At 66.8% G+C, this 25,158-nt stretch carries 24 protein-coding genes; 22 read left to right on the top strand and 2 right to left on the bottom strand.

All coding sequences use genetic code 11. From position 1 onward, the window contains the following. Position 1: 1 nt before the first annotated feature. Genes B2747_RS16600 through rsmA form a run of 4 tightly spaced genes read left to right on the top strand, consistent with a single transcriptional unit; the run spans position 2 to position 3,286 of the window. Entirely contained in the window at positions 2 to 334 is a 333-nt protein-coding gene (locus B2747_RS16600) for an STAS domain-containing protein (protein WP_291163473.1), read from the top strand. Positions 335 to 351: 17 nt separating this feature from the next. Next, positions 352 to 843 (top strand): ATP-binding protein, encoded by a 492-nt coding sequence (locus B2747_RS16595; RefSeq protein WP_291163470.1) that lies wholly within the window; start codon positions 352 to 354, stop codon positions 841 to 843. Beyond that, a complete protein-coding gene (locus B2747_RS16590) occupies positions 840 to 2,474 on the top strand; it encodes a PP2C family protein-serine/threonine phosphatase (protein ID WP_291163468.1) in 1,635 nt (544 codons plus the stop codon). Before B2747_RS16595 ends, B2747_RS16590 begins: the two co-directional genes overlap by 4 nt. Continuing rightward, a complete protein-coding gene (gene rsmA, locus B2747_RS16585) occupies positions 2,471 to 3,286 on the top strand; it encodes a 16S rRNA (adenine(1518)-N(6)/adenine(1519)-N(6))-dimethyltransferase RsmA (RefSeq protein ID WP_291163465.1) in 816 nt (271 codons plus the stop codon). The genes B2747_RS16590 and rsmA overlap by 4 nt, the downstream gene beginning before the upstream one ends. Here rsmA and B2747_RS16580 read toward each other — a convergent pair. Beyond that, positions 3,267 to 3,911, bottom strand: a complete 645-nt coding sequence (locus B2747_RS16580; protein ID WP_291163462.1) for a redox-sensing transcriptional repressor Rex — start codon at positions 3,909 to 3,911, stop codon at positions 3,267 to 3,269. The genes rsmA and B2747_RS16580 overlap by 20 nt on opposite strands. Before the next feature lie 93 nt (positions 3,912 to 4,004). Between B2747_RS16580 and B2747_RS16575 the strand changes: the two genes are divergently transcribed. The 17 genes from B2747_RS16575 (at position 4,005) to recN (ending at position 21,390) form a co-directional block, all read left to right on the top strand. Beyond that, on the top strand, positions 4,005 to 5,015 hold the full coding sequence (locus tag B2747_RS16575) for a 3'-5' exonuclease (protein ID WP_291163460.1): 1,011 nt from the start codon (positions 4,005 to 4,007) through the stop codon (positions 5,013 to 5,015). Beyond that, the gene (locus B2747_RS16570) at positions 5,012 to 5,887 is read left to right on the top strand and encodes an MBL fold metallo-hydrolase (RefSeq protein WP_291163457.1); all 876 of its coding nucleotides are present in this window, start codon (positions 5,012 to 5,014) and stop codon (positions 5,885 to 5,887) included. Before B2747_RS16575 ends, B2747_RS16570 begins: the two co-directional genes overlap by 4 nt. A gap of 227 nt (positions 5,888 to 6,114) precedes the next feature. Then, positions 6,115 to 6,705, top strand: coding sequence for a translation initiation factor IF-3 (infC, locus tag B2747_RS16565; protein ID WP_343125917.1), 591 nt, complete (start codon positions 6,115 to 6,117; stop codon positions 6,703 to 6,705). A gap of 78 nt (positions 6,706 to 6,783) precedes the next feature. Next, positions 6,784 to 6,981, top strand: a complete 198-nt coding sequence (gene rpmI, locus B2747_RS16560) for a 50S ribosomal protein L35 (RefSeq protein WP_012683366.1) — start codon at positions 6,784 to 6,786, stop codon at positions 6,979 to 6,981. 12 nt (positions 6,982 to 6,993) lie between these two features. Beyond that, complete coding sequence (gene rplT, locus B2747_RS16555) at positions 6,994 to 7,365, top strand: 50S ribosomal protein L20 (protein WP_291163454.1); 372 nt, start codon at positions 6,994 to 6,996, stop codon at positions 7,363 to 7,365. 130 nt (positions 7,366 to 7,495) lie between these two features. After that, positions 7,496 to 8,506 (top strand): phenylalanine--tRNA ligase subunit alpha, encoded by a 1,011-nt coding sequence (gene pheS, locus B2747_RS16550; protein WP_291163452.1) that lies wholly within the window; start codon positions 7,496 to 7,498, stop codon positions 8,504 to 8,506. Further along, the gene (gene pheT / locus B2747_RS16545; protein WP_291163449.1) at positions 8,503 to 10,947 is read left to right on the top strand and encodes a phenylalanine--tRNA ligase subunit beta; all 2,445 of its coding nucleotides are present in this window, start codon (positions 8,503 to 8,505) and stop codon (positions 10,945 to 10,947) included. The genes pheS and pheT overlap by 4 nt, the downstream gene beginning before the upstream one ends. After that, positions 10,937 to 11,377, top strand: a complete 441-nt coding sequence (locus B2747_RS16540) for a hypothetical protein (RefSeq protein ID WP_291163447.1) — start codon at positions 10,937 to 10,939, stop codon at positions 11,375 to 11,377. The genes pheT and B2747_RS16540 overlap by 11 nt, the downstream gene beginning before the upstream one ends. Further along, positions 11,374 to 11,682 (top strand): cell division protein ZapA, encoded by a 309-nt coding sequence (locus B2747_RS16535; RefSeq protein ID WP_291163444.1) that lies wholly within the window; start codon positions 11,374 to 11,376, stop codon positions 11,680 to 11,682. Before B2747_RS16540 ends, B2747_RS16535 begins: the two co-directional genes overlap by 4 nt. A gap of 225 nt (positions 11,683 to 11,907) precedes the next feature. After that, positions 11,908 to 13,494 carry a ribonuclease Y gene (gene rny / locus B2747_RS16530; RefSeq protein ID WP_291163441.1) on the top strand — a complete coding sequence of 529 codons (1,587 nt, stop codon included), beginning with the start codon at positions 11,908 to 11,910 and terminating at the stop codon, positions 13,492 to 13,494. Continuing rightward, the gene (locus B2747_RS16525) at positions 13,484 to 14,395 is read left to right on the top strand and encodes a bifunctional 5,10-methylenetetrahydrofolate dehydrogenase/5,10-methenyltetrahydrofolate cyclohydrolase (RefSeq protein WP_291163438.1); all 912 of its coding nucleotides are present in this window, start codon (positions 13,484 to 13,486) and stop codon (positions 14,393 to 14,395) included. Before rny ends, B2747_RS16525 begins: the two co-directional genes overlap by 11 nt. Positions 14,396 to 14,397: 2 nt before the next feature. Continuing rightward, positions 14,398 to 15,648, top strand: a complete 1,251-nt coding sequence (xseA, locus tag B2747_RS16520) for an exodeoxyribonuclease VII large subunit (protein ID WP_291163435.1) — start codon at positions 14,398 to 14,400, stop codon at positions 15,646 to 15,648. Continuing rightward, entirely contained in the window at positions 15,645 to 15,866 is a 222-nt protein-coding gene (xseB, locus tag B2747_RS16515; RefSeq protein ID WP_291163432.1) for an exodeoxyribonuclease VII small subunit, read from the top strand. The genes xseA and xseB overlap by 4 nt, the downstream gene beginning before the upstream one ends. Positions 15,867 to 15,871: 5 nt before the next feature. Continuing rightward, positions 15,872 to 16,801 (top strand): polyprenyl synthetase family protein, encoded by a 930-nt coding sequence (locus B2747_RS16510; RefSeq protein ID WP_291163429.1) that lies wholly within the window; start codon positions 15,872 to 15,874, stop codon positions 16,799 to 16,801. Between the two features lie 19 nt (positions 16,802 to 16,820). Next, entirely contained in the window at positions 16,821 to 18,713 is a 1,893-nt protein-coding gene (dxs, locus tag B2747_RS16505; RefSeq protein WP_291163426.1) for a 1-deoxy-D-xylulose-5-phosphate synthase, read from the top strand. Beyond that, entirely contained in the window at positions 18,713 to 19,582 is an 870-nt protein-coding gene (locus tag B2747_RS16500; protein ID WP_291163423.1) for an NAD(+)/NADH kinase, read from the top strand. The genes dxs and B2747_RS16500 overlap by 1 nt, the downstream gene beginning before the upstream one ends. A gap of 44 nt (positions 19,583 to 19,626) precedes the next feature. Continuing rightward, positions 19,627 to 21,390, top strand: coding sequence for a DNA repair protein RecN (gene recN / locus B2747_RS16495; RefSeq protein WP_291163421.1), 1,764 nt, complete (start codon positions 19,627 to 19,629; stop codon positions 21,388 to 21,390). On the opposite strand, the gene B2747_RS16490 is transcribed toward recN, so the two are convergent. Beyond that, positions 21,366 to 22,991 carry a hypothetical protein gene (locus B2747_RS16490; protein ID WP_291163418.1) on the bottom strand — a complete coding sequence of 542 codons (1,626 nt, stop codon included), beginning with the start codon at positions 22,989 to 22,991 and terminating at the stop codon, positions 21,366 to 21,368. The two genes, recN and B2747_RS16490, sit on opposite strands and share 25 nt — an antisense overlap. Positions 22,992 to 23,276: 285 nt before the next feature. Here B2747_RS16490 and B2747_RS16485 point away from each other — a divergent pair, with 285 nt between their 5' ends. Then, entirely contained in the window at positions 23,277 to 25,091 is a 1,815-nt protein-coding gene (locus tag B2747_RS16485; RefSeq protein ID WP_291163414.1) for a hypothetical protein, read from the top strand. Positions 25,092 to 25,158 lie beyond the last annotated feature (67 nt).

Genomic DNA, 25,158 nt, shown 5'->3' with positions numbered 1-25,158 from the left:
CATGAGCTTCTCGCTTGAACACAGCAACGACGTGACGATCGTGACGGTCCAGGGCCAACTGGTCGTCACCAACCGCCAGGAGTTCAAGCAGATGGTGCTGGACGCCATGGAGCAGGGGGCGCGCACCGTCGTCGTGGACTTCACCGATGCCAGCTACATCGACAGCTCCGGGCTCGGCGCGCTGGTTTCCCTCAGCCGACGTCTCCGGGACGCGGGCGGCGATCTGCGTCTGGTCGGCCTCAGCGACGAGCTGCGGACCCTCTTCGAGCTCACCCGCCTCGATGCGCTGTTCCCGCTCTTTGCCACGCGCGCTGACGCGGTGGCGGCCCGCTGAACTCCCAGCAGCAGACCGTGGCCTCCCGCGCCGTTCGCTCCGTGCCTGCCGATCGCAGCGGTAGCTCGCCCAAGGGTGAGATGCTCAGTGTGACGGTGCGCCAGTGGCGTCTCGCGTCGGACGTGCAGGGCATCGAGCCGGTCGTGCACGATATCGTGGGACTGTGTCGCGCCGCCGGATTCTCTCAGCGGCACTGCAGTCTCAATGTGCCCGTGGCGGTTACCGAGGCGCTGGCCAACGCCATCCTCCGCGGCAACGCGTGCAAGGACACGCTGACGGTGCATGTGGCGGTGCAGGTCAGTGTGGAGCAATTGCTGGTCGAAGTCTGCGATCAGGGCTGCGGTTTCGACCTTGCCGCCGTGCAGCAGTCGCCCGACGACGACGACTGGTTCGAGCGGGAAGATGGGCGCGGCGTCTTTCTCATGCGGTCGCTGATGGATCGTGTGGAGAATGACAAGCGCCCCGAGACCGGCGAGCATCGGCTGCGTCTGGTTCTGTATCGCACATGAGTGAGGTCGCAGCCCTTCTGGCCGCGTTTCACGAGGCCACTGGGCGACAGGCGGCCCTCTGGGAACGACGCGATACCCCTCCGCACCCCGTGTTGCTTGGCGGCACGAGTGCGGAGTTTGCCGAACGCACCGAAGCCGGGGTGGGCGCGTGGGACGTGTCGGCCTGGGCCCGCGGCCAGGGGCTGCAGGCGCATCTCGTGAACACCGGCGAAAGCGTTGGCTGGCTGATGGTCGAACCCGGCGACGCGCCGGAGACCGATCAATTCCTCGGTCGACTGTTCCCGCTCATTCATCGCCTGGCACACGAACGCGATGGGGCTACGACCGAGCTCGTCGAGCGCTATGAGGAGATCAATCTTCTCTATGCCATTGGTGAGCTGCTTGGCGGCACCACGTCGGTGGAGAGTGTGGCCGACACCTTGCTTGGTGAGTTGGCGGCCACGGTCGGCGCGCGGCGTGCGGTGTTCCTGCAGACCAATCGTCACGCGCACACGCTCACACCCATTGCCACGCTTGGCCTCGGCGACCTCGACTACACACCGGTGTCGCTCGAGGCGCAGGAACACATCGCGGTGCGTGCCTATCGCTCTGGTGGCGCGTGCACGGTCGACGCGGGGGCAGCACCGGCGGCGGACCCCATTCTGGCGGGGCGGGGCGCCGCGCTCATGGCCGTGGCCATTACGCGCCCCAGTACCGGCCTCGGAATCACGGGCACCTTTCCGGTGCCCTCACGGCGCGGCGCAGACGGCGTGGCTGTGCCGCTCGGCGTGCTGGTCCTCGCGGGCCGTCACAACGGTACGCCATTCACGGCCGGTGATCGCAAGCTGGTGGCGGCGGTCAGCACGCAAGTGGGAACCGCCATGCACAATGCCACACTGGTGCGAGCGGCCGTCGAGCGTCAGCAGTTCCAGCGAGAGATGCAACTGGCGCACGAGCTGCAGCTCAAGCTCTTGCCCAGCCCCACGGTCGTGCAGCCTGAAGCACGGGCCGCCGCGCGCGTGGTGCCGGCGGAAAGCGTCGGTGGTGACTTCTTCCTGCTGGCCCGCCTCGATCGCGACCGCACCGGGGTGCTGATTGGCGACGTCTCCGGTCATGGCTATCAGTCGGCGTTGGTGATGGCGCTCGCACTCAGCGCGGCGGCCATTCATGTGCAGGCGGCGTTTGACCCAAGCATCGCGGTGGACGCCGTGCAGCGATCGCTGCGTGATGAGCTCACGTCCACGGAGATGTCGATCGCCATGTGTTATGCGGTCATCGACAGTCGGGCCGGTGAGCTGCGCTACGCCAATGCTGGACATCCTCACGCGTTCCGACTCGGCCGTGATGGGGAACTCACACGCCTCGGCGCCGTTGCACCGTCCATTGGCTTTACCGAGGATCCGGTGGAGGAGTGTGTGGTGCGTTGGCGGCCCGACGATCGCCTGGTGTTTTTCACTGATGGCGTGTCGGATGCGCGCGATCAGCAGGGGCGCCGTCTGGGTGAACAGGCCGTGCTCGATCTGCTGGCGGCCGCCCCGCCTACGGCAACACCGGATGAGCTGCTCGAATCGGTGTTCGCGCAGGTAGAAGCCCACGTGGGACGTGCGCCGCTGCGTGATGACTGGACGGTGGTCGTGGTGGATCGCCCATGAAGCCCCGGGATCTGCCGAAGGCGCGCAAGCGCTTCGGGCAGCACTTTCTGCGCGACACCCGCGTGTTGGCCGATATTGCCGACGCGTTGGGCGATGTGTCGCAGCGCACCGTCGTGGAAATCGGACCAGGGCGTGGTGCGCTGACCGATCTGCTCGTGCAGCGCGCGGCGAAAGTGGTGGCGGTGGAAGTGGATCGTGATCTCGTGCAGCATTTGCGTATGCGATACGAGGGCCGCGACAGCGTGGAGATCGTCGAGGGGGATGTGCTCGATCAGCCACTCGCACCGCTGGCGAACGGGCCCTTTGTGCTCGCCGGCAACGTGCCGTACTACATCACCACACCCATCATCTTTCACGCGCTCGCGTTGCCGCGTCCCGAGGTGGCCGTGTACCTCGTGCAGAAGGAAGTGGCGGAGCGCATGGCGGCGCCACCGGGCGACAAGACCTACGGGGCCTTGAGCGTCAATCTGCAGGCCGTGGTGCATGTGGAGTTGCTGCGTCGCGTTCCACCGGGTGCGTTCAATCCACCGCCCGCCGTGGACAGCGCGGTCGTGCGATTGGTGCCACGCGCCACACCGGATATCGAACCGGAATTCGAGGAGCGCTTTCGCCGCTTCGTGTTGGCGGCGTTCGGCCTGCGACGCAAGCAGATGGTGCGCGTGTTGCGCACGGTGGCGCATCTGGATGCCGAGTCGGCGCAGGCACTCTGCACCGAGTGTGGCATTGCGGCGGAGGCGCGTCCCGAAACGCTCGCGCCCGCCGATTTTGCGCGCGTGGTGCGCGCGTTGGCGCTCAGGCCGCGCCCTGACTGAGGTCGGTGCCGTTGGTGAGGGCGAAGGACAGGCCTTCGAGCTCCATTGCCATGTTCACCGACTTGAGCGACACATGCGGCGGTACCGTGATCTGCGCCGGCGCGAAGTTGAGGATGGCCCGCACGCCGGCATTCACCACGAGGTCCACCACCGCCTGCGCGTCCTCTGAGGGAATGGCCAGCACGGCAATGGAGGCGTCTTCCCGGGCCACGTCGCGCGCCAACTCATCCATGGGCCGCACGATGGCTTCACCCCAGGGCTGACCAACCTTGTTGGGGTCGTTGTCGTACACGCCCACGATGGTGAAGCCGCGCTGGCGGAATCCGCGATAGTTGGCCAGCGCCGCGCCGATCTTTCCGGCGCCCACGATGATCACCTTCCACTCGCGCTCGAGCCCCAGAATCTCGCGCAGGTGCGCCGTGAGTTCGTGCACCGGGTAGCCCAGCCCGCGTTTGCCGAACGACCCGAAGAATGACAGGTCCTTGCGCACCTGCGCGGGGGTGGTCCCGCAGAGGTGAGCCAGTTCGTCGCTCGAGGCGGTTTGCTGACCGCGGGTGTCGAGGTCCTCCAGGTAGCGGAGGTACATCGAGAGCCGGCGGACGGTGGATTCGGCGATACGCTTCACGGGATGCGGAGGCTTGTGAAATTCTTCACAAACTTAGGGGCATGCCTTCCCCAATTCCAGCACCCTTTCCGGTCCGGCCGCTATCTTGCCCAGGTGTTCGGCACTCATGTCACCCCACGCCCCACCACGCTCTCGGCCCGTGCTGCCCGCTGCCTGGCGAATGGGCCGCTCGACCCGCTCACGCTCATGCGCGACGTCTGCCAGGTCCAGCGCCTGCAGACGGATGCGGCGGAACGCATGGCCCAGGCCCTGCTGGGTTCCCACCCCGAGTTTGTCCGCTTGGCCAGTGGGCACTGGGCCCTGGCCGCGGCCGCCGGTACACCCGCCGCACATGGCATCCTCTCGGAGACCTTGCCGGGCACCGGTCCGGCAACACATGTGCCGGCCGGCAGGTCGGAGCAGGGGCTCGGACCAGGCAGGGCCCAGACGCGGCGTGCAGAGACCCAGGCGGGGCCCGCTCTGCACGACATCACCTGGGCGGTGGTGGACGTGGAAACGACAGGGACCCGGCCCAGCGGTGGGGACCGCATCACCGAGATTGCCATTGCCACGGTGCGGGGGGGCGAGGTCGTGGAGGTGTTCAGCCAGCTCATCAATCCGGAACGCCCCATTCCGCCCTACATCACCTCGTTGACGCAGATCACCTGGGAGATGGTGCGCGACCAGCCGGTGTTCCGGCAGGTGGCCGACGAGGTGCAGGCCAGGCTGCAGGGTGCGGTGTTCGTGGCGCACAACGCGTCCTTCGATTGGCGCTTCGTGAGCGAAGAACTGCGGCGCAGCACGGGACGTGAACTGCATGGGCCGCGGCTTTGCACGGTGCGCATGGCGCGCGCCCTCGTGCCGGAGTTGTCGCGCCGCTCGCTCGATCACGTGACGCGGCACTTCGGCATCGATATCGAGGCGCGTCACCGGGCAGAAGGCGACGCCGTAGCGACGGCGCGCGCGCTGCAGCGCATGCTGGTGCTCGCCGAGCGTGAGGGGTTGACCGACTGGCCGGCGCTCGAGCGCCACGTCGAGGGCCCCACCGCGCGTCGTCGCCGCACCGCTGCCGATCGGCGTCGGCGTGCCTTTCCCCTTCCGTCCTCTGAGGATTCTTCCGCGTGAGTGTTCCGCAGCCTGCAGTCGAAACCCGCCAGGTGGGGCGCGTGCGCGTGCACGCCATTCAGGCCGGCGGGCAGCAGCTCGATGGCGGCGCCATGTTTGGCGTCGTGCCCAAGACGCTCTGGTCGCGCCGCATTGGAGCCGATGAGCGCAATCGCATTCCGCTGGGTATGCGCTGTCTGCTCATCGAGCATGAGGATGGGTTGGTGCTGCTCGACACCGGCTCGGGAAACAAGGAAACGGACAAGTTCCACGACATCTATGGCATCGAGAATGCCGGGGCCGAGGGGCGCACGGCGTTGGAAGACGGCCTCCGGTCCCTGGGCCATGACGTCGGCGATGTGCGGTGGGTGATCAACACCCATCTGCATTTTGATCACGCCGGAGGCAACACCTGGCGCACGCCGCAGGGCGAAGTGCTTCCCACGTTTCCCAATGCCCGCTATGTGGTGCAGGCTGGCGAGCTTGCCTATGCCGAGCATCCGAACGAGCGCACCACCGCGTCGTACTTTCCGCCCAACTGGGCGCCGGTGGCGGCCAGCGGACGTCTCGACCTGGTGCAGGGGGAACGAGAGATTCTTCCGGGGGTGACGGTGCGACCCACGCCGGGCCACACGCCGCATCACCAGAGTGTGATACTGCGTTCCGCCGGCGAAACACTGTGTTTTGTGGGCGACCTGGTGCCAACCGTGCACCATCTGCCGCTGCCATGGATCATGGGCTACGACGTGGAGCCGCTGGTCACGTTGGAGTCCAAGCGCGCGCTGTTGGCTGACGCGCTCAGGGAAGACTGGCTGCTCTGCTTCGAGCACGACGCCCACACGGGATTTGGACGGGTGGCCTTCGACGGCAAGGCCTATCACCTCGCCGGGTAGTCCGGACAATCCTGACGGGCCGGGGCGCGGGGGTTGACCTCCGGGCTCAGGCGTCTAGCTTTCCCTGACTGGGATTCCGTGGCTTTTGGCCGCGGGCCCTCAACAACTGAGAAGTGGAGTGGCATCGATGCCCCTCCCACCCTTCGGCCCTCGATCGACGCGCAGTCGCGAGGTGTGCTGCTGGAGTTCATCGCCATCGCCTCGACCCGTGTGCACGCACGCCGGTCGTGTGGGCGATCACGACGCGAACTCCGCAACCGGGGTTCGCGTTTTCTGTTTCTTCTACCGGAGTACGCACTATTCAGGATTCGACGAAGCGTCCGCCTCGGGTGAACCGGCAAATCCGGATCAGCCCCGTGCGCGTGATCGGTGCCGACGGCAGTCAGCTGGGCATTCTCGAAGTCGATGCGGCCTTGGCCATGGCGCAGGACCTCGGGCTCGATCTCGTGGAGGTGGCGGCGGCTGCTCGGCCCCCCGTGGTCCGCATCATGGACTTCGGCAAGTTCAAGTTCGAACAGGCCAAGCAGGCACGACTCGCGAAGAAGAAGCAGCACGTGATCCATCTCAAGGAGGTCAAGTACCGCCCTGGGATCGACGATCACGACTTCGAGACGAAGACGCGGCATGCCCGCCGATTCCTCGAGGAAGGCAACAAGGTCAAGGTCACGCTGATGTTCCGCGGCCGGCAGATCGCCCATCCCGAACTCGGGAAGCTGGTGGTCGATCGGGTGGCTCAGGAACTGGCCGATCTCTCCAAGATCGAAAGCGCGCCGGCCATGGAAGGCAAGTCGATGACGATGATTCTCGCGCCGAAGTGATCACCACAGGGTGATCAGGCGCGGGCTGATGCAGGGCCGTCCGACCATCGGGCGGTAGACCGCTGACGTGAGCATATCATGCCGAAGATGAAGACCCACAGTGGCGCCAAGAAGCGCTTCTCCGTGACGGGCTCGGGGAAGGTGCGGCGCCTGAAGGCGTACAAGAGCCACATCCTGACCAAGATGTCGGGCAAGAAGAAGCGCGACCTGCGCCGTCCCACGATCGTGGAGACCAACGGCGAAGCGAAGCGTATCAAGCGTCTTCTCGTGGCCTGAGGATAACCGACTATGCCACGCGTCAAGTCCAACGTCGTTCGTCTCAAGCGCAAGAAGCAGATCCTCAAGCACGCCAAGGGTGCCTTTGGTGGCCGGTCCAAGCTCTGGAAGGCGGCCAAGGAAACCGTGGAGCGTGGCTGGCGCTATGCCTACCGCGATCGCAAGAACAAGAAGCGCGATTTCCGTCGCCTCTGGATCGTGCGTATCAACGCCGCCGCCCGCCTGCACGACATGTCGTACAGCGCGTTCATCAACGGCCTGCATGCGGCCGGTCTCGAAGTCGATCGCAAGGTCCTCTCCGACCTCGCGGTGAACGAGCCCGAGGCCTTTGCGGCCATTGCCGAACAGGCGCGCAAGGCGCTCGAGGCCAAGGCAGCGGCCTGAGTTGCGGCCTTCGGGCCAGCCGGCGCGTCGCACTCACCGCGGCGCGCACCGGCGCAGTTAAGTTGCAGGGCCGGCGTCGTCAGATGCCGGCCCTTTCTGCACCCGTCTTCGATCCTCTGGCTTTGCCCTCGTGATCCTCTCCGACTATCTCGCGCAGGCCGAGGCGCTTGCCCGCGACTGCCGCGCTCTGCTCGACAGCCTCGACCCGGCCACGCGACTCGATGTCGCCAAGGGCCAGCTCAACGCGCTCAAGGACGACCGACTCAACGCGCTGCAGGGCGCCCTGCGCGCGCTGCCGGCTGAAGATCGGCGCGCTGCCGGCTCGGCCTTCAATTCGCTCAAGACGGCCATCCAGGACGCATTGGACGCCTTCGCCGCGCGCCTCGCCGCTGCCAGCGGAACGGAGCAGGTTGATCTCACGATGCCGGGCCGTCGCAGTTGGCGTGGAGCGGTGCATCCGGTCACGCTCGTGATCGACGAAATCTGCGACATCTTCCGCGAACTCGGCTTCACCGTGGCGCTCGGGCCCGAAGCGGAAACGGAGTGGTACAACTTCGGCGCGCTCAACTTCCCGGCCGATCATCCGGCCATGGAGTTGCACGACACGCTCTATCTCGGTGAAGACACGCTGCTGCGCACGCACACCTCGCCCGTGCAGGTGCGCACCATGCAGCGCTACGCGCCGCCCATTCGTGTGCTGGCGCCGGGGCAGGTGTATCGCCGTGACTTCTTCGATGCCACACACGCACCGGCGTTCATGCAGCTCGAAGGCCTCGCCATCGACGAGGGCGTGAGCTTCGTGGATCTCAAGGCCACGCTGGCGGAATTCGCGCGCCGCTTCTACGGCGCCACCCGGCGCGTGCGCTTCGGCCCCTCGTACTTCCCGTTCGTCGAACCCGGGGCCCAGATGGATGTCGAGGTGGATCTCGGCGACGGCAAGGGGCTGCGCTGGGTGGAGATCCTTGGCTGTGGCATGGTGCATCCCAACGTGATCGAGTCGGCGGGGCTCGACAGTGAGCGCTACACCGGCTGGGCCTTCGGCATGGGCCCCGCGCGCATCGCCATGTCGCGATACGGCATCAACGACATTCGCGTTCTCTACGACTCAGACGTTCGCTTCCTGGAGCAGTTTGCTCGATGATCGTTTCGCACGAATGGCTCAAGCAGTTCGTTCCGCATGCGCGGAGCGCCGACGAAGTGGGCGAGGCCCTCAGTCGTCACTGCGTCACACTCGACGGCATCGAATCGCTCGGTGCGCACCTGAGCGGCTTTGTGGTGGCGCAGGTGGTGGAGGCGGGACGGCATCCCAACTCCGATCGCCTCTGGGTGACCAAGGTCGATGACGGCAGTGGCACCTTGCTCGACGTGGTGTGTGGCGCGCCGAACGTGGTGGCGGGCCACAAGTACCCGTTTGCGCGCACCGGCACCGTCATGCCTGGCGGACTCAAGATCGAAAAGCGCAAGATCCGCGGCGAGACATCCAATGGCATGCTGTGTTCGGCGCGTGAACTGGGACTCGGCGAGGAACACGACGGCATTCTGACGCTCGATACCGCCGTGGCGCCCGGTACACCCCTGCTCGAAGTGCTGCAGGTCGCCGATGCGCGACTCGATCTCGATGTGTTGCCCAACCGTCCCGACCTGCTGTCGCATCGCGGGGTCGCGCGTGAGGTCGCCGCGATTCTCGGGGGCACGCTGCGCGAGTTGCCGGCCGAACTCACGCAGCCGCTCAGCGAGGTGCCTGCCATTCACGGGGCCAGCGAAGCGCGGGGCGCACACGCCTCAGTGACCCTGGAGGAACCCGGCGACTGTTCGCGCTACGTGGCGGTCGTCATTCGCGGCGTGACCGCCGGCCCAAGCCCCGACTGGCTCAAGGCGCGACTTGAAAGCGTGGGGCTTCGCAGCATCAGCAACGTGGTTGATGCCACGAACTATGTGCTGCATGGCTTCGGTCAGCCGGTGCATGCCTTCGATCTGGCCAAGCTGGGTGGTCGCCACATCCATGTGCGCCAGACACGTGAGGGGGAAACGTTGGTCACGCTTGATGGCGTGTCACGTGCGCTCCCGGTTGGCACCACCGTCATCTGCGACGCCGAACGTCCGGTTGGCCTGGCTGGCGTCATGGGCGGACTCGACAGCGAAGTGACGGACGCCACCACCGACGTACTGCTCGAGGTCGCACACTTCGATGCGCGCTTCGTGCGTCGTGTGCGCAAGGCGCTCGGACTCAACACTGATGCCAGCTATCGTTTCGAGCGCGGCGTGGATGCCGGCGACACACTGCGTGTTGCACGTGCCGCCGCTGCACTCATCGTGCAGGTCGCTGCTGGTGAGGTGGTGGAGGTACTGGACGTGGGTACGTCACCACAGGCTCGGCCTGCGGTGACGCTCCGCCCGGCGCGTCTGGCGCGCCTGCTCGGTGCCCCCATCGATGACGCGGTCATCGCGCAGCACCTGCAGGCCCTGGGGTGCAGCGTGCACGCACACGGCGAGGCCTGGCAGGTCATGGCGCCCTCGTGGCGACACGACCTGTTGCTCGAAGTGGATCTCATCGAGGAAGTGGCGCGTCTGGTGGGTTTTGATGCGCTGCCCGATGAGCTGCGTGCGTTCCGGCCGGGTTCTGCACCCGATCATCCCGTGCACCTGGCGTCGCGGCGCGTTCGGGATCTGCTCGTGGGGCAGGGCCTCGCAGAGGCGCGCCCCATGCCCTTCACGGCAACGGGTGGTGCGGACACGCCGCGCGTGCGCAATCCGCTCGCGGAAGACGAGCCCTATCTGCGTGCCAGTGTGCTCGACACGCTGGCTCGCCGCGCCGAATACAACCTCTCGCGCATGCAGGGCAACCTGCGGCTCTTCGAAATCGGCAACGTGTTCACGCCACGTGCCGGTCGACTGCCGCTCGAGGAAACACGCGTGGGGGCGCTGCTCATGGGCGCACGTCGGCCTCCGCACTTCACCGAACCTGAGCCGCCGGCGTACGATGCGTGGGACGCACGGGATCTGGCCGAACGCATGGCCGCGGCGGCGTTCCCCGGGGCGTCTGTGCGCACCGTGCCCCGCACGGCCAATGATGTCGCCGGTCTGTTGTGGACCGTTCGCGCCGACAACCGTGACGTGGGCGCCGTCCATCAGCTCACGCTCGACAAGCCGGTGTGGGCCAGTGAGGCGTTTGGCGTGGAAATCACGCTTGGCGTGATGTCGTCGGATGACATCGCCGCGGCTGGTCGCAATGCCCACGCACCCGCCGAGCGGGAATCGGGGGCCACGTGGGCAGTCCGCTACGTGCCGCTGCCCACCACGCCGGCCGCCGAGATCGACCTGGCGTTGCTGGTGCCTGACGGCGTCACCGCTGAAAGCGTAGAGCAGGCCCTGCGCCGAGCTGGCGGAGAATTGCTCGAGCAGGTCGCCCTGTTCGACGAGTTCCGCGGCGCGGGCGTGCCGGCCGGGCACCGCAGCCTGGCCTGGCGTTTGACATGGCGCCATCCGGAGCGCACGCTCAGGGACAAGGAAATCGACGGGCGCAGGGCCCGACTGCTGGACCTCCTCGACCAGGAACTGGGTATCCGTCCTCGTGCGCTCTGATTCGTCCGCGTTTCGCGAACTCGACACGCTGGTTCGCAACCTGAGTGACCAGCTGGCGGGATACCGCCGGCGGGCACTCTCCGCGGAGGCGCGTGCCCGCGAGTTGGAGCAGATCCTTGCCGGCATGAGTGGCAAGCTCGATGAAGTGCGTCAGCAGGTGGAGGACCTTCAGGGTGGCCGCGACGCTGCCGTGATGGAAACCCGGACCCTGCAGGCCCAGTTGGCCAGCGCCCGTCAGGATCTCCAGCGCGCGCAGACAGCGCTTGCCGACGCGCTGTCGCGCGCCACCCCGGAAGCGCAGGACCAGGCGCTGGCCGAAGAAAATCAGCTGCTCCGGCAGCGTCTCGGCGAAGCGCGCGAAAAGGCCGGGCAACTCACGGAGCGCATGCGCTTCCTCCGGCAGCAGGTCAGCCTGGGGGTGGAGCGATGATCGACGGACGCACGGTGGTGAAGGTGCGCATCATGGGGGACGAATACACCCTGCGCACCGAGGCCTCGGCCGAACATACGAAGGCAGTGGCCGAACACGTGGACCGGACCATTCGGGCGGTGATGTCGGGTAGTTCCACGGTGGAGACCCAGAAGGCGGCCATTCTGGCTGCACTGCAGATCACCGACGACCTGTTTCGCGAACGGGGCGCGCTGGAGGCGCTCACAGACGACATGCGGCAGTTGGCGGCGGATATTCGCCCGCTGCTTCCGCCCGCGAAGCGCGGCGAGGAGCTTGGCGGCTAGCCGTCGCAATTCGTCCCGTCGACTCGTCCCGCTGGATGTTGCGGGGGCACCGGACGCACCGTACGTTGACATGAGCAGCTGTCTGTTCGGCCAGGGCATGGATTGTGCCGTGGCCGCGGTGTCGTGCGCATCTTGCGCAGATGTCACGTAACGGGCTGTGCGAGCGATAGATCCGGTTGTTTACGATCCAACCCGCGTTCCCGACGCGGTGGAGCATAGATCCCCATGGGCGAGATTCCCCTCGCGGCGCTGATCGGCGTCGCAGGTGCAGTCGTGGCCGTCCTCACGTTTGTGTGGGGGCGGGGTTTGGGGCGCCAGGCCGAGGTGGCGGCGCAGCAGCGGGCCAAGGCAACAGCTGAGGAGACCGCCGCCCGCATTCTCGAGGAGGCCAGGCGCGAAGCCGACACGGTGCGCAAAACCGCCGTGGTGGAAGGCAAGGAAGAAATCCTCCAGTTGCGCGAGTCGCTCGAGCAGGAAGTGCGCAAGCGTCGCAGCGATGTGGAGCGCGACGAGAAGCGACTGTCCGAGCGCGAGTCGCAGATCGATCGCGCCCGTGAGTCGCTTGAGGGTCGTGAACAGGACCTGGTGCGTCGGGCCCGTGAACTGGAGGACAAGGCGCAGGGCAACCTGGCACGGGAGGCCGAGCTCGAACGCCTGGTGTCTGACGAGCGGCGCCGCCTCGAACAATTGGCGGGGATGAGCGCCGAGGCCGCCAAGGCAGAGCTGGTGCGTCGTCTGGAAGACGAAGCCATGGCCGATGCCGCAAGCCGGCTGCGCGAGATCCGCGAGTCGGCCAAGCGGAATGCGGAACGCGAAGCCAAGAAGATCGTGGCGCTGGCCGTGCAGCGGGTGGCCGCTGAAACGACCGCGGAGTCGACGGTGTCGGCGGTGGCGCTGCCCAACGACGAAATGAAGGGCCGCATCATCGGACGCGAAGGGCGGAACATTCGTGCCTTCGAACTGGCCACCGGCGTCGACGTCATCATCGACGACACGCCGGATACCGTGGTGGTGTCGTGCTTCGATCCGGTGCGCCGCGAGACGGCGCGTCTGGCACTGGAAAAGCTGGTCAGCGACGGGCGCATCCATCCGGGCCGCATCGAAGAAGTGGTGGCCAAGGCGCGCAAGGAAGTGGATGTCGCCATCATCGAAACCGGTGAGCAGGCGGCTTACGATGTGGGAGTCACCGGATTGCACCCGGAACTCATCAAACTCATCGGCCGCATGCGCTGGCGGACCAGTTACGGCCAGAACATTCTCGCGCACAGCAAGGAAGTGGCGTGGCTGGCCGGCATGATGGCGGCGGAGTTGGGTCTCGACGTGGCGCTGGCCAAGCGTGGCGCGCTGCTGCACGACATCGGCAAGGTGCTCACCCACGAGCACGAGGGCACGCACGTGCAGTTGGGGGTGGAGGTGGCCACCAAGTACGGCGAGAACCCGCTGGTGGTCAATTGCATTGCCGCGCATCACGACGACGTGCCGCACGAGAGTGAAGTGTCGGTGCTGGTGCAGGCCGCCGATGGCATTTCCGGATCGCGCCCCGGTGCGCGCCGCGAGGCGTTCGAAACCTACGTGAAACGTCTCGAAGGACTCGAGAAGATCGCGTCGAGCTATCGGGGCGTGGAGCGCGTGTTTGCCATCCAGGCGGGTCGGGAAGTGCGGGTGGTGGTCACGCCGGAGCAGGTCGACGATGTGCGCATGACGGCCATGTCGGACGAGATCGCACGACGGATCGAATCGGAGTTGCAGTACCCCGGCCAGATCAAGGTCGTGGTCATTCGCGAAAGCCGGGCGGTGGACTTTGCGCGCTGAACTGATCGATGGAAAAGCAATCGCGGAAGCGATTCGTGGCGAAGTGGCGGCCGACGTACTGCGTCTCAGCGCCCAGGGCGTGGTGCCTGGATTGACCGTCGTGCTGGTCGGCGACGATGCGGCCAGTGCCACGTACGTCGGCGCCAAGGAAAAGGCCTCCAAGGCGGCAGGCATGGTTGGCGGCACCATCCGCCTGCCGGCGAGCACCTCGCAGGCCGAGCTGCTTGCGCTCGTCGAGCAGCTCAATGCCGACCCCACGGTGCATGGCATTCTCGTGCAGATGCCGCTGCCCAAACACATTGATCCGGACACCGTCATTCGGCATATCCGGCCCGACAAGGACGTCGATGGGTTTCACCCGGAGAATGTCGGCAAGCTGCTCATTGGGCATACCGACGGCTTCGTGTCCTGCACGCCGGCCGGAGTCATCGAGTTGCTGCTGCGCAGTGGCGTGGAGACGCGCGGTGCCGAAGCGGTAGTGGTGGGCCGCAGCAACATCGTCGGCAAGCCGATGGCGGCGCTGTTGGTGCAGGGGCGGGCCGGTGGTGATGCCACGGTCACGGTCTGCCACAGCCGCACGCGCGATCTCGCCTACCACACCCGCCGCGCCGACATCCTCATCGCGGCCATCGGGCGCGCCGAGATGATCACGGGCGACATGATCAAGCCCGGGGCGGTGGTAATCGACGTGGGCATGAATACCAAGCCTGACCCCACCAGGGCCAAGGGAACGCGCCTCTGTGGCGACGTGCACTTTGACAGCGCCGTTGAAGTCGCGTCGAAGATCACGCCTGTGCCTGGCGGTGTGGGGCCGATGACCATCGCCATGCTGCTGCGCAACACGGTGCGGGCGGCCGAACGGACCCTCATGGGGTCTGCCGGACTGGCGGGTACCCGCTGACTATGGCCTCGCGTCGCACCAGCGGCTCCGGGCCGTCGGTGCATACCGACGTGGCGGACAATCCGGGCAGTGCGCCGGAGAGCGCGATTTCCGTGCACACGCTCACGTCAGCGGCCAAGGATCTCATCGAGGGCGCGTTCCCGCCACTTTGGGTGCGCGGGGAAGTCACCAACTTCAAGGCGCATCGCAACGGCCATTGGTACTTCTCGCTGCGCGATGCCGAGGCGCAGGTGAACTGCGTCATCTGGAGCTCGGCCGCCAAGCGCATTCCGGCGCCGCCCGATGAGGGCATGGCGGTCATGGCACTTGGTCAGATGACGGTGTGGCCGGTGCGGGGCGACCTGCAGTTTTCGGTGCGGGCACTTGAGGCAGCAGGTGATGGGCTGTGGCGCAAGGCCTTGGAGCAGGCGCGTTTGCGGCTTGAGCGTGATGGGCTGCTTGACCCCTCGCGCAAACGGCCACTGCCTGCCTTTCCTCGTCGGATCGCGGTCATCACCAGCCCCGATGGTGCGGCGCTGCATGACATCATCACCGTCACCCGTGGGCGAAGCGCCGACGTGGAGTTGGTGGTGGTGCCGGCCAAGGTGCAGGGCGAGGGTGCGCCCGAGTCCCTCATTCAGGCACTCGAACAGGTGGCGCGCTGGGGCGAGGCGGACCTCGTCATCATGGGGCGGGGTGGCGGCTCGCGTGAGGACCTGTGGGCCTTCAACGACGAACGGGTGGCGCGCGCGCTGGCCCAGTGCCCGCTGCCCACCGTGTCAGCCGTTGGCCACGAAACAGACATCAGTCTCTGCGATTTGGTGGCCGACGTGCGTGCCGCAACACCCTCTGCGGCTGCCGAACTGGCGGTCCCGTCTCGCCGAGAAACCCTGGCTCGCGTGGACGCGTTGGCCAAACGGTTGGTGTCGGCGGCGCAGCGTCGTGAGGATCGGGCGGTGGCGGCGCTCCGCCAGGTGCGTCAGCGCCTGGCACTGGCGGCGCGACGCAACGTGGAGCGGCGTGAGGCGCGGCTCAGCGCCCTCGCGTCCCAGCTGCAGGCCCTGTCGCCGCTGGAAACGCTCGCGAGAGGATTTGTGGTGGCGCGGACGGCTGGCGGTGCTACTTTGAGCAGGAGTGCGGAGTTTGTTCGTGGAGAAGCCTTCGAGCTCTGGGTGCGGGACGGCCTCGTGGACGCCGTCGTGACTGGGCATCGTGCACGACCGAACCTGTCGCCGGAGGTCGAAGGCCCCATGAAGTCCGAGGAGCTTACATGAGTGACATCCCGTTCGAGCAGTCGTTGGCGCGTCTCGAGGACATTGTCCGCGAGCTGGAGCGCAACGAGCTGGACTTGGACCGGTCGCTCCGATTGTTCGAAGAAGGCATCACCCATCTGCGTTCCGCCTCGGCGGCTCTCAAAACGGTAGACGCGCGGGTGCAGCAGTTGGCGGAAGCCGCCGACGGCTCCTTCGATCTCGTGGAGTTCGAGCGCTGAGCGCCATGGAATCCACCACCGCTCCGCGACTCGACGGTGTGCCACAGGACACCGTGCAGGCTTTCACGGCCACGCGCAGTGCCGTGCAGCGCACACTCGACGGATTCTGTGCACGCTGGCTGGGCGACCTCGCGCCGCTTACGGCCGAGGCCATTCGCTACGCGCTACTGGGTGAGGGCAAGCGGCTGCGCGCCATCCTGCTGCTGGAGGCCTACCGCGCCTGCGGCGGCACCGGTGATGCGCTCGACCTCGCGGCGTCGGTCGAAGTGGTGCATGCCTACTCACTGGTGCACGACGACTTGCCGTGCATGGACGACGATGATGTGCGCCGCGGCCGTCCCACCGTGCACCGCGTATATGGTGTCCCCGTGGCTACGGCCGCCGGTCTTGCCATGGTGCCGTTGGCCGCACGCAGCGCCTGGCACGGTGCCATGCAGCTCGGGCTCTCGCCTGAGGTGTGCGGCGACATCGTGCGCGACCTCATGCGCGCATCCGGTGGTGGCGGCATGATCGGCGGCCAGTTGCTTGATCTGGAGGCCGAAGGTCGCCGCATGTCACTCGAAGACCTCGAGCGTGTGCATCGCCTCAAGACCGGCGCCCTCATCATGGCGTCGGTGACAGTGGGTGCGCGCGCCGCCCACGCCGGCGCATCGCGCATTGACGCCCTGGCGCGCTACGGCGCCTCCATCGGCCTCGCGTTCCAAATCGCCGACGACGTACTCGACATCACGGCGACGACCGACGAACTCGGCAAGACGGCCGGCCGCGATATCGATCTGCACAAGAGCACCTATCCCGCGTTGCTAGGCGTGGACGGCGCGGTCGAACGGGCCGTGGCGTTGGTCGACGATGCCTGCGCGGCTTTGCAGGACGAGGGGTTGCTGACACCCACCCTCGAGTTCCTCGCGCGCTACATCGTTGAACGCCGGTCCTGACCCTTCAGCATCTCTTCCCATGTCCCTACTCCCTGGCATCGCTTCACCCGCTGACGTGCGACGCCTCTCGCGCGACGACCTGCGCCTGCTGGCGCAGGAAATGCGCGAGCGGCTTATCGACGTCTGCTCCCGAACGGGCGGGCACATCGGAGCCGGTCTTGGCGTGGTGGAGCTCACCATCGCCCTGCACGCCGTGTTTGACACGCCCAACGACCAGATCGTGTGGGATGTCGGACATCAGGGCTATCCGCACAAGTTGCTGACGGGCCGTAACGACCAGCTGGAGACGCTGCGGCAGGAAGGCGGGCTTTCCGGCTTCCTCAAGCGCACCGAGAGTGAGTACGACACCTTCGGCGCGGGCCACGCCGCCACCGCGATTTCTGCGGCGCTTGGCATGGCCGCAGGTCGCGACGTCATGGGTGAGCAGTTCAAGGTCGCGGCGGTCATCGGTGATGGCTCGCTGGGTTCTGGGCTCGCATACGAGGGGCTCAACAACGCCGGTCACAGCGATCGTGACATCATCGTCGTGCTCAACGACAACGAGATGTCCATCGCGCCCAATGTCGGTGCGATGCACAAGTATCTCACCAGCATCCAGCGCAATCCGCTGTACAACCGGCTGCGTTCGCGCATCGGCGAGATTGTCGACCAGGCCCCCGGTCCGTTCCAGTCGGCCGGCACTTTGCTGCGCAAGTGGGAAGAGAGCGTCAAGTCGTTCCTGACGCCCGGCGTACTGTTCGAGGAACTGGGCTTCCGCTACTTCGGACCCATTGACGGCCACGACATCGATGCGCTGCTCGATACGTTCTCGGCCGTGCGTGGCATGAATACGCCGCGACTCGTGCACGTCATCACGCAGAAGGGCCGTGGCTTCCCTGCCGGTGATCACGGGGAGAAGTGGCACGCCTTGCCGCCGGGGCACGATCCCGCGACGGGCAAGGTGCTCAACGCCACATCGGGCAATCCGGCCTACACCGCCGTGTACGGCAAGGGCCTCGCGGAACTCGGTGCGGAACGCAAAGACGTGGCCGTGATCACGGCGGCCATGCCCGGTGGGACGGGCACGGCGGCCTTCGCCAAAGCCTTTCCTGAGCGGTTCTTCGATGTGGGGATCGCCGAGGGACACGGTGTGACGTTTGCGGCGGGCCTCGCCACGCGCGGCGTGCGCCCCATCGTCACCATCTACTCCACGTTCCTGCAGCGCGGCTATGACAACATCATTCACGACGCGGCGTTGCAGAAGCTGCCAGTGGTGTTTGCCATGGACCGCGCCGGACTCGTCGGAGAAGATGGCGAGACGCACATGGGGCTCTACGACATCCCCTACATGCTCACGGTGCCCAACATGACCGTGACGGCACCGCGCAACGGTACCGAGTTGCTCGGACTGTTGCGGGCGGCCGTCGAGCATGAGGACGGGCCGTTCTGCTTCCGCTATCCGCGTGATGTCACACCGGACGAGCCGCCGGCGTTTGCCGATGTGCCTGCAGTGCCCTACGCCACCTGGGAAGTGCTGCGCCGCGGCCGCGACGTCGCCATTCTTTCGGTCGGCACCATGGTCGAGCCGTCCATGGCCGCCGCCACGCAGCTCGCCAGCGAAGGCCTCGATGTCACGGTCGTCAATTGCCGCTACATCAAGCCCTACGATGCCGCCACCCTCGATGCCATCCTCGCGGAGCACTCGCAGGTGCTCATGGTGGAGGAAGGCGTGGTGACGAACGGCTTCGGTGCGTATATGTCGGCCATCGTGCAACGGCTGGCGCCACAGGTGCGCACTGCGGTGCATGGCGTACCCGATCGCATCATCTACGCCGCGCCGCGCAAGAAGCAGCTGGCCATGCTTGGCCTCGACCCGGCCGGCATCGCCGATCGGGTACGCGCGTTGCGGGATCAGGAAGCCTTCGCCGGCTGATGCGGGTCGGCGTCGTCGGCCATCGCGGTTATGTCGGCCTGCCGGCCATTCTCGGCACGCTGCTGGACATCGCTCCCTCGCTCGGGCTCACGCTCGCGTTCGAAGACGATTTGTGGGAGGTCGCCGAAGAGGGCGAGCGCCTCGGCAACGCCTCGTCGGTAGATGCGCTCATCACGCTCGGTGGGGATGGCACCCTGCTGCGAGGGGCGCGACTGCTGGAGGGGCATTCGGTCCCGATTCTCGGGATCAACCTCGGTCGGTTGGGCTTCCTCACCAGTTGCAGCGGCAGCGAATTCGAGGACGGCGTGCGTCGCTTTGCGCGGGGCGAGTACATCTCCGAGCCACGCATGACCCTCGAGTCCTGTGCCATTGATCAGACTGGTGACGAGAAGTGCAGTTGGCGTGCGCTCAACGACGTGGTGCTGCACAAGGGCGGCTTCGCACGTGTGGTGCGCTTCTCGGTCATCGTCGACGAGGAACTCATCGGCTCCTACTCGGCCGATGGACTCATCATCTCCACGCCGACCGGTTCCACCGGATACTCGCTCTCAGCGGGTGGACCCATCGTGGTGCCCACATTCGAGAGCATCGTGCTGACGCCGGTGTCTCCACACACGCTCGCCATGCGGCCGCTGGTGCTGCCGCCGCAGGTGGAGGTCAAGGTGCGTGCAGATGATGGGCCTGAAGAACTTTTGGTGACAATCGACGGCCAGGTGGGCACTACCTTCACTGGTGGGGAATCGCTGGTGGTGCGTCGGTCCCGCAACCCGGTACAGATCGTGCGCTTCCCCGGTACCACGTTCTATTCGCGTCTGCGCCGCAAGCTGGGTTGGGGTGGTCTCACCGAGCGCGACGGCGACACGGCCTGATCGTCTTCCGCGCTGCGGATTCGCCAAGAGGGGAGTCACTCGGCATGCTCGTCGAACTGCGCATTCGCAATGTGGCCGTCATCGATACGGTCGTGTTGCCGCTCGCTCCTGGCCTCAATGTCCTCACCGGTGAAACCGGTGCAGGCAAGTCCCTCATCATCGGCGCCCTTGGCATGCTGCTGGGCGAACGTGCAGCGGCTGACCGCGTGCGGCAGGGAGCCGAACGCGCCACGGTGGAAGGGGTGTTTGATATCGGTGCACAGCCGGGTCTGCGTTCGCAGCTCGACACGCTGGGCATCGAGTGTGACGACGACTTGCTCGTCCTCAAGCGGGAAGTGGCCGCGCAGGGTCGCTCGCGGGCCTGGATCAACGGCTCGCCGGTGACCGCCGCCGTACTCGCGCAGATCGGCGCACATCTCGTCACGGTTCACGGGCAGCATGATGCCCGGCAGTTGCTCGATGCCGAGCATCAGCGTGACCTGCTCGATGCCTACGTACAGGCCGATGATGTGCGGCGTCGGGTCGCCGAGGCGTACAACACGCTCGACTCGTTGCGGCGTCGTGAGCGTGAGCTCGAGGCCCGCCGCCAGGAGGCCGCCCGGCGGGCCGACTACTTGCGCTTCGTCGTGCGCGAAGTGGACGACGTCAATCCGGTCGTGGGAGAGGATGACACGCTGGAGGCCGAGATCCGTCGGCTGTCGCATGCAGAGGAACTGCAGGGGCTCGCGGCACAGGCCGCGCAGGCCATTGCCGGCGACGAGCGTGCCGCGCTGTCGCGATTGGCGGGCGTGCGACGCGCCCTTTCGTCACTCGCGCGCATTGATGCGGACACGGGTGCGTTGCAGTCCGGCTTTGACGCGGCCGTGTATTCGCTGGAAGAACTGGCGCGAGAGCTCGAAACCTACGCTGAAGGGATTGAGGCTGATCCGGAGCGGCTCAGGGCGCTCGAGCGCCGTCGTGATGCGCTGCTCGGTCTGATGCGCAAGTATGGTCCCTCGTTGCCGGAGGTGCTCACCACAGCGGCCAACGCGCGGGCCGAACTGGAACTTGTGGATAGTGGTGAGCTCGACCTCGCAGCCATCGCCGACGCACGCGCGGCCGCAGAGGGGGCACTGGTGGAGGTGGCCGCCGAACTGACGCGACTTCGCCAGGGCGGGGCACGTCACTACGCGCAGGCCGTGTCGGGACTGTTGCCGGAGCTCGGCATGCCTGACGGACGCGTGGATGTGGTATTCGAACGACTGTCCGAGATCGGGCCTCGCGGTGCTGAGGCCGTGCAGTTTGTGGCGGCGCTCAATGCCGGCGCCGAACTGCGGCCACTCGGGCGCATCGCCTCCGGCGGTGAACTGGCGCGTGTGTTGCTGGCCATGAGCACGGTGCTGGCGCGACTACAGGCCGTACCGACGTTGGTGTTCGACGAAGTGGATGCCGGCGTGGGTGGCGCCGTGGCCTGGCAGGTGGGGGCGCTCATGCGCCGGGTGGCGTCACATCATCAGGTGCTGGCCATATCGCATCTCGCGCAGATCGCGGCGCGTGCGCATCACCATGTGGTGGTGCACAAGAGCGCGGTGGGTACCGTCACCACGGCCGACACCACTGTCGTGACCGGCGATGCGCGCATCACGGAAGTGGCGCGCATGTTGGGAGGCGATGCCGATCGCGAGGTGAGTCGCGCCCATGCGCGGGAACTCATCGAGCGCGGTGAAGATGTGGAACCAATTCCGGCGGCCGACGCAGAAGGCGCGTCCGTGTCTTCGTCCGCGTCCCGGACGCGCAAGGGTCCTCAGCGGCGCGGAAAGCCCGTGTAAACGCGCAGCTCGAGGCGGTCACTGGAGACGGCCGGTACAAAGCCGCCTGATCCCGACAGCGGGAACTGGTGCGTGTAAATGACTTCGGCGGGGATGCGCGAGCGCCGGCGCGCGTAGCTTGCCAGCGAAGAGAAGGTCACGCCAACCGTGCCCGACGTCAGACTGCGGGACGGCACGGTCCACGACGTGATGGCGGGATTGCTTGGCGTCTCGCCAATCGGCGTGGCGGAGTACTGATCGTTGCTCCAGCGCCGATGGATGACGCCGGCGGCCAGTCCGAAGAACGAACCAACCGCCACGCGGGGCATGAGCTCGATATCCATGCGCTGTCCAAGCGAGCGCGTCGTGGCCCCGACGCTGATTGGCCCGCTGAACGTATTCGCGATGTCACGCGGGGGGACAATGGCCACGATCTCGTCTTCGAGGGGCCGCACCACGCGGAGAGTGGCGCTCATCCATGCCCAGTTGTTCAGGAGGAGGTCGGTGGTGCTGCGCAGCAGCAGTGCATTCGCGCCTTCGCCAATGGGTACATCGAAGGCGTCTTCCGTGCGATCTGCACCCGCCGTCCCGAAGCGCCATCCGGCACTGATGGCGCTCCGTATGCCCCGACGAGGCGCGAGCAGGCGGGCGACCTGATCGGCGCGGAACGTGTCCCACAGCAGCCACGTGGCAGTGAGGTCGATGTCGCCGATGCCCGCGCGCCGCGTATCACCCAGACGCTCGTAGCCCACGCCAAACGCCGTGTCGCTGGCAATGTTGGTGATGCCCGCGGGACCGTAAATCAGCGCCGCCGGTGATGGTCCCGTGGCCGTCAGTGCGGACACACCGAAGGCCGTGAAGTCGTCACGCAGCGACGTCATCGTGCCGACGATGGTCGTGTGCAGCGCACTGCCGGTGATCGGCACCACGGGCGCGCCCCCACGCGACGCATCGCCATACACGGTCAACAGGGCACTGCGGATGTCCTGCGCGCGGCCCAGCAAGGCCTGTGCACGCGCCGGATCGGCGCGAATGGCATCGCAGCCCGTAGCCGCGACATCGGCGCAGCGCGTGATTTCTGCCGCCAACTGTGTGCGGGCCGTGGCAATCTGCGTGACCAAGGAGCCGTTGATGGCCCGCGCCGCAGCCCCCGTGGTGCCGAACGCGGGATTGGCGCCCACATTGGCCCCGAGGCCGGTGCGGTTCAACACGAACTGCGTCGCGTCGCGCGATTCGACGTACGGCACGACGAGCCGCACTGAGAAGCGGCGTGTGACGCCATAGTCGAGGGTGATGGGGGCGATGCTCTGCCGCACCTGGCCGCGCGCCTCAAGCGGGCCCATGGACAACTGAAACGTGCTCTGACCGGTGAGGGTGCGCAGCGCCAGCTCCGCATCGCTCAACGTGGCCAGTATGCCGGTGCCAAGGCGGTCGGTGTTCAAGGCACCAAGCAGCGGTCCTCTACCATACGCTCCACCAGGGGACTCGCGCGACCAGGCCTCGCGATAATCGTTCCACAGGCCGCCGGTGCCGATGCGCAGACTGCCACGCGGTACCGGGATGGCGTCTTCTCCCACGCCGGTCACTGCCTGCGCCGCGGCGGCCGCAGGAACAAGCGCCACGAGCGATGCTGCGCAGACCGCGGCCAGAGTCGTGGCTGACAGTGCCGCCGACAGAGTGGCCGACAGCGTCGCCGATCGCGCGACGCGAGACCAGGAGCGCGGTGGAACGCACGGCGTGCGCAACATCGGAGCGGGACGAAGGACTGAGGCCACGGACACAGCAGCTGAAGAGACGGACAGGGGCTGAGCGAACCGGCTAGATTAGCTCGCTCAGGGGGAAGCGTCAACGAATGCTGGTGACGCAACCCCAGTGATGGACTCTACTTACCGCGACTCCTGCACGCGATGGCGAACATCCCCTCGATCCCGTGGCAACTCACGGGAAATCACTGGCTGACCATCCCCTGCATCAACCCGACCGATGGCGCCATTCATGCGCTCGGTGTGATGCACCGTGGCGCACGGGCGGCCATCGAGGTCGCGGGGCACGCCGACTTCGCGTCCGGTGCCGGTACCCCACTGCTGCGCCCGGTGTTGCGGGTGGCAGGCGAAGTGCAGGCATTGGCGGCCGAAGGCATTGCCTGGGAGCGTGCCGCAGGCTGGCTGCCCACGTTTACCTGCACCATCGGCACGCTGGTGCTGCGGGGCACCATCTTCGCGCCGTATGGCCGTGATGCCGACATGGCGGGTGCGGTATACACCGTGGCCGTCGAGAATCGCGGGCCACAGGATGTGGACGTGGAAGTGGCACTCGAAGGCACGCTCGGTCACCGACAGCAGCGGGTTCGCACGGCGCGGCCGTTCGATGACGCGCACCGCGTCACGCGAACGGACGACGAGGTGCTGCTCCTCGAGGGGGCGGCTGTCCCGGGGCTCGTCGCCGTGGCCATTGCCGCCGATGGCCCGGCCACGCTGCAGTGTACCGGCGAAACCAGCCAGGCTCCACAACCCTTTGCCATTCGCCGTCAGCTGCGCGTGGCAAGCGGCGCGGCAGCGCAGGTGGCGTTCTATCTCGCCGTAGGGCCGGAACGTGACGGCGCACAGGCAACCGTTGGAGTGTTGCGCCGAAGGGGATGGCGCGCACTGCTCACCGCGACGCGTGAAGCCCTCATGGCCATGGAGCAGACTACCGGTTCGGAGTGGATGGATCGCCTCATCCATCGCAATCTGCTTTTTGCCTACTTCTACGGTGTAGGACGGGCACTCGACGATGCGCACTATTACCTCGTGCGCACCCGCGCGCCCTGGCATGGTCTCGGCTGCACCGTGCGGGACTGGGAATCCCTCATGTGGACCTTGCCGGCCGTGCAACTGGCGGATGGCGCGCTGGCGCGCGAGCTGCTCGTGCGGGCGTGTGAATTGCACGGCTACGCGCCGGGGCAGGGCGTCCACTACCTCGATGGCACGCTGTTCCAACCCGGGTTTGCCTTGGAAGGCGCCGCAGCCTTTGCCATCGCAACCGATCGATACATCCGCGACACCGGTGATGAGCAGATCGTCGAGGATCCCATCGTCGCCGACACGTTGTATCTGGCGGCCGAGGACATCGCGGCCCGTCGTGACGAACGGGTGCCGCTGTACGCCACCGAAGTCACGCCCTCGGGTAACTCGCCGGAGTATCCCTTCACGCTGCACGGCAATGCAGCCGTGGCCATGGCGCTGGACGTGTTCCGTCGCACGCTCGACGAGGAGAGTGCGGCCGGCGTCGAGGACCCGGCGGCCGTGCGCGCGGCGCTGCGGCGACACTTTGCCATGGACCGTGGCGAGAAGGCGCGACTGGCCACCTCGGTGGACCTCGCGGGTGGGCAGGGAGCCCGTGATGACGCTGTGGCCTCTGTGCTCTGGCTTCCCGTGTACGAGGCCTTCGACCGCGAGGATTCGCTGTTTCGCCGCACCGTGCGCGCGCTTGGTGTGCCGGGTGAGTCTGGTGAGCCGGCAGGTGCGCCACGCCCCCTGGTGCCGCAGGTCGCGCGTCTCCTCGGTCCGGACGCCGAGTCGGTGTTGACCTGGCTACGCCGCGCTCCCCTTGACGGGGGCATTGCGGCGGAGTGGGTGGACGAGGAGGGGCGGGCCGTGGCGAATGGCGGCGACGCCGCGCTGGCGGGGCTGCTCGCACACACCCTCTGGTACGGCGCGCACGCGCTGGGGCTCAAGGGGTGACGTGTGTGACACCAGCCGCCTTGCACCCCTGTCGGGGTGCAGCGCTTGTCTGCGACCCCGATGCGGT

The organism is Gemmatimonas sp. UBA7669 (assembly GCF_002483225.1).
GTDB lineage: Bacteria > Gemmatimonadota > Gemmatimonadetes > Gemmatimonadales > Gemmatimonadaceae > Gemmatimonas.
The sequence above is the reverse complement of the archived record's forward strand: the minus strand, read 5'-3'. Positions and strand labels throughout refer to the sequence as shown.